This is a genomic window from Nonlabens sp. SY33080 (assembly GCF_011784885.1).
Lineage (GTDB): Bacteria > Bacteroidota > Bacteroidia > Flavobacteriales > Flavobacteriaceae > Nonlabens > Nonlabens tegetincola.
Map to the genome: position 1 here is coordinate 1,111,251 of NZ_CP050461.1, position 14,681 is coordinate 1,125,931.

Consider the following 14,681-nt stretch of genomic DNA (forward strand, 5'->3'; position numbering starts at 1 on the left):
TATATTTAGTACTTAATATTTACGATACCTGTCCGTCCTTTAACATAACCTTTCCTTCCTTTTCCTCTTTGCGTGTTTCACCGAGTAGAACTCGGCGCTAGCGGAGAAACATTATTTGACTATACTTTCTATATTTATAATCTGTGATAAATTGATTTGACCTCTTGCTTCTATGTTTTTATTAATTGCTTTTAGTATGAAGAGATATACCTTATTACCTTTTTTAATAATAGATATTTCTAAAGAGTAGGTTTTAGAAAATGATTTATTTTCTACTAGTACAAAGGATTTTTTATCATTATTTAAAGACAAGCCTATCTCGTCTAAAACAGGTGTCTTTAGGTTAAAAACATAAGGTTTTTTGTATTCGATTTCAGCTTTTTCAAAATTAACACTTCTAATCTCAATCTTATTAATAAAAGTATCTGGATGATAATTATAAAAAAAATCAGATTTAAAAATACTTCCTTGACCATAATTAAATCGATCATAGGGGTCTTTATTTACTCTTGATATAATACTATCAAGCATAACATCTGAGTCAATATCATATGATGATATTATTAAGCCATAATCAAAATTATTGATATTATAAATACTGTAAATAGAGCTATTTCTGTTTCTTTGTGATCTAACATGTTTTATATTTCCTGAATCTTTGTAAAAAAAAGATTTGTTAATTTCTGGCTGATCTACATTCTTGTTGTCATTAACCAAATCCAAAGCGCTAAAAATTCTATACCCAGCTATTACTAGAAGAATTCCACAAACTAAAATTGTGATTATTTGTTTTTTTGTCATGTAATATTCTTTAAAATGCAGGTATAGGAATACGAATAGTTGCCGCAGCACTCATCGCAGTTAAAGCGCCGATAAAACCAATGTAACCTGGTTTATATGTCCCTTTCAGCCCTGAAGTATAATTAGCACTTTTAATTACTAATGGAGGATTTCCTACAGCTCTAAAACCATCCAGCCCAAGTTCGTCTTGTTGTTCTTTGTTTCCGTAACCGTAGTTATGATCACGACCTACAATCACAGTATTATACCCTTTATGCTTCACTCCGAAGGGATAATAGTTATTCTCTTCTTTAATCATTAAACCGTCAGGACCTTTAGCATAGTTGAGTCTCACGTTACCAAGATGGTCTTTATATTGATAGAAATACTTGTAATAAACTTGATCTACTTTTTCAACATACCCTTCTGCATGAGAGAAGAAATGTAACTGCTCACTACCACCTGAGGAACTCTTTTCATATATAAAAGCACCTGCGTAGGATTTTGTGCTGGTTAAGGTGTTGTTCACGTAGATTTGTTTTTGAAGCTTTGTTCCCGTAGCATCATAAATATACTTAATTTGTTTATCATCCAAAAAGTGTATTGATACTGGTAAGTTCAAATGGTTGTACTTGATGGTTTCTATTTTTTTAACCGAAACATCAGAACATCAATGTCCATTTACCGACATCTAATGAACTTTAAGTCGGACTACCACCTAAAACGAAAAAAGCTCCTGATTTCTCAGGAGCTTTAAATAGTAGCGAGGACTGGACTCGAACCAGCGACCTTCGGGTTATGAGCCCGACGAGCTACCTACTGCTCTACCTCGCGATATCAACAAACTAAGTTAAACACTCTGTCATAACTCAGAAACAAAGTTTGTTTCATTTGGGATGGCAAATATACAACCCTTTTTCACTTCTAACCAAATATTTTGGAGAGAATCTTTCATAATAAAACATAACAGTTGTTAAAAGATTTTCAATTGATTGAATTTTAAGAACATGCTCTATTATTCTATGTAAATTCAAAATAAAAAATTATGAGCAATACAGTAAAAACAGAAAATTATCTGAACAATCTAATTGAAAAAAGTTACGACGCGCAACATGGTTATGAAAATGCTGCCGAAGTTGTAGATAATGTCCAATTAAAAAAATGGTTTATTTCTCAAGCACAACGAAGAACTGAATATGCAGGTGCTTTAATTAACGAAATGAATAATGTAAACGGTGAGGCTCATCTATCAGGATCCTTTACTGGTGATATGCATCGCAGCTGGACTAATTTGAAAGCAGCTCTTTCTTCTAACAAAGAAGAAACTATACTAGAGGAATGTTTAAGAGGTGAAAAAGCAACCATCGAAGAATATGAAAATGTGCTCGAACATAAGAGTGAATTGCCTCCTACCATAGTGAGTATCTTACAAGCTCAGAAGGATGAAGTTCAATCTACCGTAAACACAGTGAAACGATTGGAAGACATCGCCGATGATTTAGACAGGTAATACGCAATGATATAAATAAAAAGGCTGCCACTATGGGCAGCCTTTTTTTATTTACTATTTTAAAACTTCAACGGAACTTCCATAAATAAAGCCTCACTATCCTGGGTAATATTAAAATCAAAAGATGAAGTCTGGAATATACCGATACCATCCCTTGTAGATAATTGTTCGCCATCTATAGTTATAGATCCTTTAATTAAAAAAATATACAGACCGTTTGTTTCATCTTTAAATTTATAAGTAAGATGGCTGTCCTTTGTGGTTTGAATCATATGCCACCAACTGTTTTGATGTACCCAAACACCATCATCATCTGGATTAGGTGATAGAATTTGGTAGAGTTCGTTCTCAACAGCGATTTCACTTATCGCGACTTCATCATACCTAGGCGTTACATTCTGTTTATTGGGAATCATCCATATTTGCAATAGCTTGAGTTCCTCATTTTCATTTTTATTATACTCGCTGTGCTGCACACCTGTTCCCGCGCTCATTACTTGTACCTTGCCCTTTTCTATGACAGCGGTATTTCCCATACTATCCTTATGTTCTAGAGCACCTTCCAAAGGAATGGTAACAATTTCCATGTTATCATGTGGATGAGTAGGAAATCCTGCTCCACCTGCAATTCTATCGTCGTTTAAAACCCGTAAAACGCCAAAGCTCATTCTATCCGGATTATAATACCTACCAAAACTAAAAGTGTGTCTGGCATCTAACCAACCAAAGTTAGCAGCTCCTCTAGTTTCCGCTCTATGTATAACTGTTTTCATTTTTTTATTACAAGTTAATCATTGACCTAATTCTGTAGCGTTAAAACTTTCTAAACTACCGTTATCAAACACCACCTTAATCTCAATAGGATTGCAGCACACTTCACAGTCTTCCACATAAGTTTGTGAATAGGCTGGATCTAGTAACATCGAAATTTCTTGCCAACAATGCGGACACATAAAAAAATGCTCTATCATAACTCCACATTTAATAATTGTCCTGTGAGTTGTAGTAATTGTAACTCGGCAAGTTTGGCATCGTACTTAGCAAGATTTTTTGTTGTTTGAGCGTTTAACAAGTTTACCTGGGCCTGTCTAAATTCCACCGACGATACTTGACCTAATTTATAACGCTCTTCAGTTCTCGTGAAGTTGTTTTGATTAGTAATCAAGTTTTGCTCCTGCATTTGATAAATTCGTAAAGCGTTGTTGTAATTTCCGCGAGCATTTGCGATATCTCTCTTTACCTCGTCGCCTATTTGTTTTTTAAGCAATTCTTCATTCTTGAATCGAATTTGCGCATTTCGATAATTAGTGATTGATGTACCACCGTCAAAAATATCCCATGTAAGATTTGCACCCAACTGCAATGAAGTACTCAAATTTGTAGTGCTTGGGAAAAATGCACTAGCCGGGTTGTCAGTTTGATTCCATCCGTAAGAACCTGTTAGACCTATTCGAGGTAACATAAGCGACCTTGCTGTTTTAATATCGTATTCACTTACAATCACGTTGCGATCGGCTTGTAATAAACGTACGTTGTTCTCACTAGCCTCTTCAATAAACGATACAATCTCGAGCTCATTGAGTAATGTTACGGTGGTATCTACTGCAAACGACGTTTCTATATCACGTTGCATGATCAAGTTTAAATCTCGTTTTGCATTACGTAATTGTTGTTGAGCATTTAGCAAGTTAATGCTGTCGGTATTAATATCTACTCTAGCATTAAGAACCTCAAGTTTGTTTACTTGTCCATAATCAAACTGGTACTGCGCTCTTTGCTCTCGCTTTAAGGATATATCCAGTGCCTGTTCTAGAACTTGTACGTTTTCTCTAATACGTGCTACCTCTAGATAGACAGACATCAATTGCAAGGCATTTGTTTCTATGGTTTGTCTAGCTTGTAATTCAGATAAGTTATATAATTCTTTTAAACGCTTGTAGTTATACAACCTACCTAAACCATCAAACAATGTGTAATTGACATTGATAGCAGCATTGTAGCGTCTCGTTTCAGCATCCTGAATGTTTACATTATCCCTTACCGATCCATCTTGATTTAAGGCACCGCCAAAGTCTACTTCGGTATCCGTTTGTTCATAATTGGCGCCTGCTGTTCCATTAACGGTAGGCAGGTATCCAGAATTCAGAATCCCTTTATTATTTTCAGCAATGAGTTTTTGATTTTCAGCAATTCTAACTCCGTAATTATTTTCTAGCATTTGTGCGATTGCCTCTTGCTTGGTTAACAAGCTTGCTGGTGACTGTTGTGAGTACGCTTTCGCGAAAGCGTAGAAACAAAAAGCTATTAAAATGAACCTACTTTTATTCTTCATAATCCACTGTGCTATCTTGTTCTTTTTTTACCGGTGTCACTTCCTTAGGAGCTAAGGATTCACCTTTTATAAGCCAGCGCATAGCGAGCTTACTACGATTTCCGAAACTTAAAAATAACGGTAACAATAATAAGGTTAAAATCGTGGCCAAAGCTATCCCGTAAGATATTGAAATCGCCATAGGTTTAAGAAATTGCGCCTGTCGGCTAGTTTCTAACAGTAAGGGTGCAAGACCAGCAATGGTAGTTATAGAGGTTAAAAATATGGCTCTAAAACGTGATTTTCCAGCCTCATAAAGGGCATCATCAAAATCTAGTCCTTCCTTAATGTAATTATTGAACTTACCGATGAGCACAAGACCGTCGTTTACCATAATACCTATTAATGCGATAATACCTAGCATCGATAAAATATTCACAGGAAAACCATGAATCCAGTGTCCCCAACCTACTGCCACTAGACTAAAAGGAATAAGTAATAATAGCATGATAGGTTGTGTCCAACTTCTAAAGGTAAATGCGATTACTATATAAATTAATAATAAAATTATAGGCATTACAGCGCCAGCACTGGAACTAATCTTCTGTGCCTCGCGTGCCTGTCCATTTAAATAGTTAGGTGATATGGTCGGGTACTTGGTCTGTAATTCTGGAATAATGTTTTCTTGAATGTCTGTTAGGATATCTGTGGCGCTTTGATTAGGATCCTTTAAATCAGCAGAAACTTGGATCTCCCTACGACCGTCAAGGTGATTAATGACAACATCGCCACGTTCAATTGTGTATTCTGCAATATCTCTAAGAGGCACACGATCTCCAGCTGGCGTTACTATTCTCAATTCATCTAGGTCAGTAATACTGCTTCGGTTTTCACGATCGTAGCGCACCCATACTTTAATCTCGTCTTGACCTCGTTGGAATCGTTGCGCCTCGCGACCGAAAAAAGCAGCTCTTACTTGAGTCATAATACTTCGTGTATTAAGGCCTAGCGCATAAGCATTTTGTTTTAAGTTAAGTCGTATTTCTTTTATTCCAGCAGGATCGTTATCGGTAACATCCTTGAGCAACGGATTGCTTATTAAAATTTCCTTTAATTCCTCAGTCGCAGATTTCAATTCCTGAATATCATTACTCAATAAAGAAACTGAAACAGGACTACCGCCAAAGTTACCACCTGATCCAAAGACCAGTCTTTCAGCACCTGGAACATCTCCTACTAGTTCCCTTAATCGGTTAGAAACAATATTTGAGTTGAGAGATTCTGGTCTAGTTTCACCAGGCAATAGGTTTATCGTTAATCCAGCAGAAGAAGATGAGGTTTGTGTTTTTATGATGTTTTCAAATAACATAATGCTATCACCATAAACATCATCGGTTAGGTATTCCTCGGTTAATTCTTGATTTACAATTTGCGCTTTTTGTTCTATATGTGAAATAATAGAATCTGTAATTGCAGTGGCTGTTCCATTAGGCATTTCCAGTTCTACACTTACTCTGTCGCTGGCAATTCTAGGAAATAAAGTCACTCCAATAACTCCACCACCTATACTTCCTAAAGTGAGTAAAATAGCCGCTAAGAAAAAACTAAAAGTCAAAAACTTATTGCGTAGGGTAAATCGTAAAGCAGGCGCGTAAAGTTTATCTCGCATCCACGCCATGGACCTATCACCGTAGTCGTTAATTCCTCTCATTTTTTTGAAGAATTGTCCTAGTTTACTTTTAGGTTCCTTAGGTTTATCTGCCAGCGCTTTGGAATGTGCCAGGTGAGCTGGTAAAATGATCAATGCCTCAACTAGAGACACCAGTAATGTCAACATAACAATAACGGAAACCTCACTAAAAAATTCACCTATTCTACTATCTAAAAATAAAAAGGAAGAAAAGGCTAGTATCGTTGTTGTAATCGCACTCAAAATAGGTGGAATCACTTCTAGTGTTCCATCAACGGCAGCTTTTATGGCACTTTTACCATTCTCGTAATGCTGATAGATATTTTCGGCAATCACAATTCCATCGTCCACCAATATACCTATCACGATTATCATCCCAAACAAGGAAAGCACATTAATGGTGACATCAAACTGCCCTGCAAACATGAACATTCCTAAAAAAGCTACTGGTAGTCCAAAAGCTACCCAAAAAGCCAATCTTACATTTAAAAAAACCGATAGAAATATTAAGACTAAAATCATCCCTACGACAGCATTTTCTGCCAGTAATGCTGTTCTTTGATTTAAGGTAATTGATTGATCACTCACTACGTTTAACTGTACATTTGAAGAACGTTGATTGAATCCTTCAATGTACTCCTTAACCTTATCGGCACTATCAATTAAATCTTCAGAATTAGTACTGGTAATGGTTACATTTACTGCAAGTTCATTATTAAAGTAGGATGCATTTGGTGTTTCAGAGAAACGGTCTCGCACAGTAGCTACATCGCTTAATCTTAAAGTAGTACCATCAATATTGGTACGTACAGGAATAAAGTTAAGCTCAGTCCCGTAATAGTTGCGGCTATTTGCCCTAATTAGATACTCCTCAACATCGGTTTTAATATTTCCACCGGTAACCAGTAAATTACTACTAGCAACAGCATCTGCAACCTCTTGAAAGCTTAAATTATAAGCCAACAGAGTATTTTCATTAACAGCAATTTCAATTTCCTCGGCTGGATAACCTGCAATATTAACTTGAGAAATACCGTCTATTCCTCTAAGATCATTTTCAATATCACGAGCTATTGTTTTAAGCGTTTTTAAAGGTATATTCTTACCGCTTACAGCAAAAGATATAGTAGGTCGAGCATTTTCTTGTTTGGCTACTACTAGCGGCTCCATTCCTGTGGGAAATGATGGGACTCTATCAACTGCATTTTTAACCTCGAGCAGCATAAAGTCGATATCGTAACCTTTTATTATTTCTACCGTAATAGTTCCTGCATTCTCTCGTGATGCACTAGTAACCCTATCTACACCTTCAATCCCTTTTAAATTGTCTTCAATTTTTAAAACTACTCCTTCTTCTATTTCTTGAGGAGAAGCTCCTGGGTAGACCACATTAATGGTAATAATTTTTGAGTCTACTAGTGGAAAAAAGGAAGAGTTAAGAGATAAAGCACCGATGATACCAAACACTAAAAATGCAAAGATCATCACATTAACTGCGATGTGATGTTCTATAAAATAACTGATGATTTTTTTCATGTCTCCTTACTCCTCTTCTGGTTTTACAAGCATGCCTTCATAAGCACCAGGTAAAGACTTTGAAATGATAACAGTATTATCAGGAACGTCCTTTATTACCGCTGTTTTATCACTAAAATAGACAGGATTCACTTCCATAAGTTTAAGCACACTATCTTGAACAGTAAACAACGCCTTATCATTTTGTAATAGAGACCTACTAATTTCAATTGCTTGATCAATTTTCTCGGCTTCTAATTGAGCTTGAACAAACATTCCTTCTTTTAAATCTGCATCACTTACTTCAATTATAGCGTCAATAGTTTGACTAGCTTGATCGATTTTAGCATTTATTCTAGTAATAGTACCTGTATAGGTTTTAGTCCTTGTAACATTTTCAAGAACTACCTTTTCCCCAACTTTTAGCAAGTCAGCAAATTCACTACTTACCGCTACCGGTAGTTCATAGGTTCCCGATTTAATAAATTCACCTAATAGTTGACCATTGCGCACTAGTGTACCTTCGGTAACATTAGCCTCGGTCAAAGTTCCTGTAAAAGGAGCTCTTATGCGGTATTTACCTAATCGTTGCTCTAAATTTTTAATATTGTAATAGGTTGTATAAATATTACGACCAGTTATGTAATATTTTTCCTTATCCGATTTTGGCTCTGGTAATGCTGCTGTGGCTGCATTAATGTTCCAGTTATTAAGGTAATCCTGCCACTGCTGGAACGACTCGGGATAATCAAGTCGTAAATCTGGCATGAGCGCTGTAATTTGATTATTCAAACTACTGCGCAAGCTTTGAACCTGAGCGTAAAATTCGGTATTGTCTATAAGTATAATAGTCTCTCCAGCTTTATACTCCTGTCCTGTTCTAAAGAGCTTATTTACAGGTTTAAACACACCAGAAACTTCGGCATATAATTCAATTCTATCCTTTGCTTGTAAGTTACCTTGTGCAGGAATAATAATAGGTACAGTAGTATTTTTTACGGTATCAACTTGAACAATCTTAACCTCTTTCTTGATCTTAGGTTTTGGTTTCTTTTTGCTATTAAAAATAGAATAAGCACCATAGGCTGCACCAAGAATAATAAGCAAGCCTAGAACAATACGTAAAGCAGTTCGCATGTATATACAAATATTAAAGTAGTGCCAAAACTACAATAATATCATACTGCTGCGGTTAAGGAAAACTTAAAGACTAGGAAAAGGATTCAATTTCCTCGTATAGGGATTCCCATTTTTGATTCCAGTCTTTTAATTCTGTTTTAAGAGCTTGGTAGGAATCAAAGAATTTAGGGTCGGCAACGGTTTGATCATAATTCACTTGTAATTCTAGATCAATCTCTTTAATCTCCTTTTCTAATCGGTTTATGTTTGATTCTGCTTTTGATAAACGATTGTTGAGCGATTTCAGTTTTTTTTGATCCTCGTAACTTAATTTTTTTTCAGGTTGTGATTCTTCTTGCTTTCGCGAAAGCGTACCACTTACCTCTTTATCGTTCTTACTATCCTTTGAGACTTTTTCAATCTCTCGCATATCCATGGCCTTGCGTTGTTCTAGATAATAATCAATATCGCCTAAATGCACCTGAAGTTTGTGATCTCTAAACTCATACACCAATTCAGTAAGCCCTTGTAAAAATTCTCTATCGTGAGAAACGACTATTAATGTACCATCGTAGTTAAGTAGGGCTTTTTTCAATACATTTTTTGACTGTATATCTAGGTGGTTTGTAGGCTCATCCATAATCAGAACGTTAAATGGCTGTAGCAATAATTTACAAAGTGCCAGCCTATTGCGTTCTCCACCACTTAATACCTTGACCTTTTTTTCCACTTCATCTCCTCTAAAAAGGAAACTTCCTAACATGTCTCTTACTTTGACACGATTAGTATCGTCTGCAGCATCTAGCATGGTATCTAAAATGGTTTTTTCACCGTCTAGATATTCTGCCTGATTTTGTGCAAAATAACCCAACTGAACGTTGTGTCCTAAATTCACATTCCCTTGAGCATCATTAATATCACCTACAATAATTTTTGCAAGTGTAGATTTTCCCATTCCGTTTTGCCCTACAAACGCTACTCGTTTACCTCTTTCAAGTAGTAAGTTTACATTCCTCAATACCGTTTTGGCACCATAGTTTTTTGAAACATCTTCTAGCTCCAGAACTACTTTACCAGGTTGAACTGATGCCGCAAAACGGATATTCATAGCTGCATTATCCTCTTGCTCAATCTCGACCACATCCATGCGGTCCAACTTTTTTATAAGTGACTGTGCCATGGTCGCTTTGCTTGCTTTGGCTCTAAATTTTTCAATCAGCTTTTCAGTACGTTCAATTTCCTTTTGTTGGTTTTTGAATGTAGCCTCTTGTTGTTCTCTAATTTCGGCACGTAGTTCTAGAAATTTGGTATAAGGCTTTGGATAATCATAAATACGACCTAGACTGATTTCTATAGTACGGTTGGTAACATTGTCCAAAAACATCTTGTCGTGACTTACAATCATTACAGCTCCTGGATAATTTTGCAAAAATTGCTCTAACCAAAGTATAGATTCGATATCTAGGTGGTTGGTAGGTTCATCCAGAAGCAGGATATCATGATTTTCTAATAATAATTTTGCCAGCTCAATACGCATGCGCCAGCCACCTGAAAGTTCATCAGTTAGTTTATTAAATTGTTCTGGTTGAAAACCTAGTCCTTTTAAAATCTTTTCAGTTTCTCCCTTATAATGATATCCGCCAATAATTTCATACTCATGAGTTAAATCACTCAAATCGATCATGAGTTGATTGTAACCTTCACTTTCATAATCGGTGCGTGTGGCAAGTTGCTCATTGATGTTTTCCAACTGAGCTTCGATTTGTATCGCTTTCGCGAAAGCGGTATAAGCCTCTTCAAGAACTGTTCTTCCCTGTACGAAATCAATATCCTGTTTTAAGAAACCTATACTGGTACCTTTTTCCATAGCTACCTGACCTTCATCGTACTCTAGGTCACCAGCAACTACTTTGAGTAAGGTAGATTTACCAGCACCATTTTTACCAATAAGTCCAACTCGTTGACCAGCATTTAAACGAAAGGTGATCTCTTGAAAAAGTGTCTCACCACCAAATGAAACGTGTAAATTATGAATGTTTAACATGAAAGTATTCTATGGATGCAAAGATGCGTAACTACTAGTAAACCTTAAAACTTTGGCAGTTAAAAGCTACATATTTATTTAAATGGAAAATAAACAATTATTTACCTAAATCTTTGAATATCCATTTCTGGATGTAATGATGTGTTTTTGAAAATACAATTATGGAGTTGTTCACTAGCCCAAGGAGCAATCAACACTGCCCTACTACCCATTCCATTAAAAACATAATGATTTTTAAGATTAGGATGCGCTCCTAAAAAAGGTCTCCTATCAACCGTGGTTGGTCTAATGCCCCATTTATATTCGACAATCTCATAAGGTACCCTGAGAATTTTTTCCAAACGAGAGGAAAGAAATTGCGCGCCTGCGTGTGAAATATTATCAGACAGATCATGCCTATTGTACGTGGCTCCTACCCAAAACATATCGTCCTTGTAAGGCATAATAAAAACACCGGCCTTGATAATAGCATTAAGCTTTAAATCTGGTGCTTTTATAAGCATGATTTCTCCTTTATTACCTTGCAAGGGTAAATTATTAAATTTTGCATTATCCTTTATGGCATAACCTTCTGCATAAACTACATGATCAAAGACTTCTGTATTAAAAATCACAGATTGATTATCAACAGAAAGACCGTTGTCATTACCTGCATAAAAACTATCTAAATTTTTAAAGAATTCATAGGATTTTGACATGAAGGTTAGTGTGTCTAACCAACCCGTTTGAGTAACCTCTCCAAAACCAAAAGGTGCAGTAATTCCATCAATATTTAAAGTAGAAATGGAACTTTTCATAAAAGGTTTTAATTCGGGTTTTTCAGATTTTGCAACCCAAGTTTTCTGTTCATTATTGTCATGTAATCTTCTTAAGATTTTATAGGGATGAAGTAATTTACAGTCTAATTCCTTTTCTATTTTTTGGTAAAAAGGCAACATATACTCAAGCTGTTCCTGAGCTTTCCATACACTAGTAAACCTTTTTAAAATAGTTGGATTATAGACGCCAGCTGCAACTGCACTAGATCCTTTTTTTTGATCCGTAACTAAGGTGAATGATTTATCATTAAAGTACCATTGCCAGGCAAGAGTGCAACCTGAGATTCCACCACCAATAATTAAAGTGTCTTTCATATAAAAAGATGAACAACAAATTTACGTCAAAAAAAAACCTCGCTTTACAGCGAGGTTTTATAATTTTAATTATGTGGTTTTAGTAATTCCACATATCTAATTCGAAATTTCTAATTATTTCGTTTAATCTTCTAGATTCTAATAACTGCATTAACGAGTTATCTGCAATGTAACGTTCGATTTCACGATCACCTTGAACATTGTCCATTTTATAGATTAACGCATTAAATCTGCGTGAATTTAAAATATGATCAAATGAGATAGGACGTGCACTGTTAAGTGTATTAAATGCCTTAGCCTCATGAAGTAGTTGACGAGCATCTGGATAGTAAACCCAAAATAATTCAACACCTTCATCAGAGTCCATAAAGTTAGCATCTGGAGTAACAGGACATATACCGATTAAACGATAACGTAATTCAGATTGACGAGCATCGAAATACCATACACCACGTATTCTGTATTCTTTAACATTGTCTGCACCTACAGTTACTACATTAACATACTGATCAAAACCAGGGATGTTGTAAGTAGTATCTACATCTAGAGGTCTTACTCCTTCTTCAAGAATAATACCTTCATCATTAAGGATATTGATACCAGCTTCAGAAATTGTTTGACTGCTCAATGAGTTTTCTATATCAGCATATTCTCTCTTCTCATTGAAATAAGAATCAGCATATAAAGGTAGATCTCCTTTTATAGCAGCATCAGTTAATACATGGAATAAAGAACGACGGTCTTTACCTACTCTAATAGTGTCTACAGGATAATAAAGAGGAAAATTAATACGCTCATCAAGATCTATGGTTTCCCATACAGTTCTTTGCCATAACACATCACGTTGTTCCACATATCCATAAGGTAACGGTGTATCGTTATTATTTTCAACCTGTTCTTCCGTCAATTTCCCAAATTCCTCTGGACTTTTGGCATTGAGAATATTGTTTTGAGCAACAGCAGTTCCTGTAAAGGCTACAGCAGCTATTAAAACGATTATCTTCTTCATTATTGAGATACTATTAATTTATTAGTTTGTAAGTTCAACAGCTACACTTGATACACCTGGAAGGTTTACCTTAACTCCAGGAATAGCAGCTTTAATTTTAGCAAATTGAACGATATCACCCTTACGAGCTCTATTTAAAGCACTTTTTGCAGCACCATTTAATCTATTACCACTTACTGGTATAGCAGGCTGGCCAGGTACTTTAAATATAAAACTTGTAACTCTAGGCTTTAATTCAAAGTCAAAGTTTAAGAACTTAGCGTCAACATCAGATATAGCAAGCTGTTGACGTCCTTTTTTAACATCGTCGTATTCACCTGCTACCATACCTGTAGGTCTTGGTAAGTTTTTGATACGGAAAGTTTTAGAATCAGAAACTGTTTCACCAGTAGATAATTTACCAGTAACATTAATCTTAACTTCTTTACCAGCACCAGGACTCATGATATAACTAGAACCACTTTGCTTTCTTAAACCAGGAGCAGATGCATTAACATTACCACTTTGAACTCCTGCAAAAGTAATGGTCATTGGGTTATCTACACCACGATATACTACATTCATTTTATCAGCAGATATAGTTGCCGAATTAGGCTTAGCAATAGTAGCAAAAGATTGTTCAACATCAACAGGTAAGTCCTCACCATCTTGTTCAAATATCAACTGACCTGTGATTTTGTGATCACCAACCGAACCTGCACCAACTTTTAGTACAACACGACCATCCTCAATGGCGTATTGATTTTCAGATAACGTTCTACCATCTAATTTCAGCTCAACTCTTTTAGGCTTTAATGTAGCATCCTTTCTTCCTAAAACAATTTGACCATCAAAAGTCTCTCCATTGTAGTAAGCAGCTTTAGGAGTCTCCATAAGAGTAGTATACTTATTCATACTCACTTCTTCCTTAAGAGCGCCAGTTGTTAATTTACTTAAAACTTCAGATTCAATATTCTTAACCTGACTTTGCAATAATGTAATCTTAGCAATTGAAGCAATTAATGGAAAACCTTTATAGTGATAGTCCATGTATTCAACTTCTTTACCATCACGATTAGTTTCAGCATTAGGTGTGAATTTATTATCTAATTCACTTTTTAACTCTGCATTATCTGCAACAACTTGTTTCATGTTGTCACGATATTCTGTCATTCTAGATAAAAATTCTTCTCCTTCAGGGCGTAATTTATCACCTACAAAGAACTTCTGATCAAGAAAGTCTGCCTTATCCATAACCTGATAATCCGTAGCATCCTCAACCGAACCTTCCATTTCTTCTTTAATATTTTGAAGATATTGATAGTATTCAGTAGATAATTGATCTACTTTATCTGCCTTTGCTTTAAGTGGAGCATATTTTTCAGGCTGGTCACTAGCTAATTGTGCTAGACCACTCATAGCATTACTATTTTTTGCTGTCGCAGCAACATTGCTTTCTTCTATGTTTGCATTTAATAGACCAAATGCATTAAGAACTTCCTTACTCATATTAAGAGCAAGCATCGCGATGAAAACCAGATACATCAGGTTAATCATCTTCTGTCTTGGGGACTGTTTTCCTCCTGCCATA

Annotated in this window: 12 protein-coding genes and 1 tRNA gene; 1 reads left to right on the forward strand and 12 read right to left on the reverse strand. The window is 35.7% G+C overall.

The genetic code is table 11. The features are described from left to right. Window positions 1-111: 111 nt before the first annotated feature. The 3 genes from HCN53_RS05110 to HCN53_RS05120 form a co-directional block, all read right to left on the reverse strand. Window positions 112-801: a hypothetical protein gene (locus HCN53_RS05110; protein WP_167342235.1), complete on the reverse strand. Its 690-nt coding sequence runs from the start codon at window positions 799-801 to the stop codon at window positions 112-114. Between the two features lie 10 nt (window positions 802-811). Beyond that, on the reverse strand, window positions 812-1,402 hold the full coding sequence (locus HCN53_RS05115; protein ID WP_167342236.1) for a hypothetical protein: 591 nt from the start codon (window positions 1,400-1,402) through the stop codon (window positions 812-814). Window positions 1,403-1,541: 139 nt separating this feature from the next. Next, window positions 1,542-1,614: transfer RNA gene (locus HCN53_RS05120), tRNA-Met, on the reverse strand. Window positions 1,615-1,825: 211 nt separating this feature from the next. Here HCN53_RS05120 and HCN53_RS05125 point away from each other — a divergent pair. After that, a complete protein-coding gene (locus HCN53_RS05125) occupies window positions 1,826-2,290 on the forward strand; it encodes a ferritin-like domain-containing protein (RefSeq protein WP_167342237.1) in 465 nt (154 codons plus the stop codon). Between the two features lie 59 nt (window positions 2,291-2,349). Here the strand turns inward: HCN53_RS05125 and HCN53_RS05130 are convergent, their stop codons facing one another. From HCN53_RS05130 to gldM, 9 genes are all read right to left on the reverse strand, one after another. Then, window positions 2,350-3,063 carry a pirin family protein gene (locus HCN53_RS05130; protein ID WP_167342238.1) on the reverse strand — a complete coding sequence of 238 codons (714 nt, stop codon included), beginning with the start codon at window positions 3,061-3,063 and terminating at the stop codon, window positions 2,350-2,352. A gap of 18 nt (window positions 3,064-3,081) precedes the next feature. After that, complete coding sequence (locus tag HCN53_RS05135; protein ID WP_167342239.1) at window positions 3,082-3,261, reverse strand: CPXCG motif-containing cysteine-rich protein; 180 nt, start codon at window positions 3,259-3,261, stop codon at window positions 3,082-3,084. Continuing rightward, entirely contained in the window at window positions 3,258-4,622 is a 1,365-nt protein-coding gene (locus HCN53_RS05140; RefSeq protein WP_167342240.1) for a TolC family protein, read from the reverse strand. The genes HCN53_RS05135 and HCN53_RS05140 overlap by 4 nt, the downstream gene beginning before the upstream one ends. After that, window positions 4,612-7,827, reverse strand: a complete 3,216-nt coding sequence (locus HCN53_RS05145) for an efflux RND transporter permease subunit (protein WP_167342241.1) — start codon at window positions 7,825-7,827, stop codon at window positions 4,612-4,614. Before HCN53_RS05145 ends, HCN53_RS05140 begins: the two co-directional genes overlap by 11 nt. Before the next feature lie 6 nt (window positions 7,828-7,833). Then, window positions 7,834-8,943, reverse strand: a complete 1,110-nt coding sequence (locus HCN53_RS05150) for an efflux RND transporter periplasmic adaptor subunit (RefSeq protein ID WP_105019321.1) — start codon at window positions 8,941-8,943, stop codon at window positions 7,834-7,836. Between the two features lie 73 nt (window positions 8,944-9,016). Then, complete coding sequence (locus HCN53_RS05155) at window positions 9,017-10,969, reverse strand: ABC-F family ATP-binding cassette domain-containing protein (protein WP_167342242.1); 1,953 nt, start codon at window positions 10,967-10,969, stop codon at window positions 9,017-9,019. A gap of 101 nt (window positions 10,970-11,070) precedes the next feature. Then, entirely contained in the window at window positions 11,071-12,102 is a 1,032-nt protein-coding gene (locus tag HCN53_RS05160; protein WP_167342243.1) for an NAD(P)/FAD-dependent oxidoreductase, read from the reverse strand. A 79-nt stretch (window positions 12,103-12,181) separates the two neighbouring features. Next, window positions 12,182-13,111, reverse strand: a complete 930-nt coding sequence (gldN, locus tag HCN53_RS05165; RefSeq protein ID WP_042277985.1) for a gliding motility protein GldN — start codon at window positions 13,109-13,111, stop codon at window positions 12,182-12,184. A gap of 21 nt (window positions 13,112-13,132) precedes the next feature. Further along, a complete protein-coding gene (gldM, locus tag HCN53_RS05170) occupies window positions 13,133-14,680 on the reverse strand; it encodes a gliding motility protein GldM (protein WP_085774970.1) in 1,548 nt (515 codons plus the stop codon). Window position 14,681: the final 1 nt, after the last annotated feature.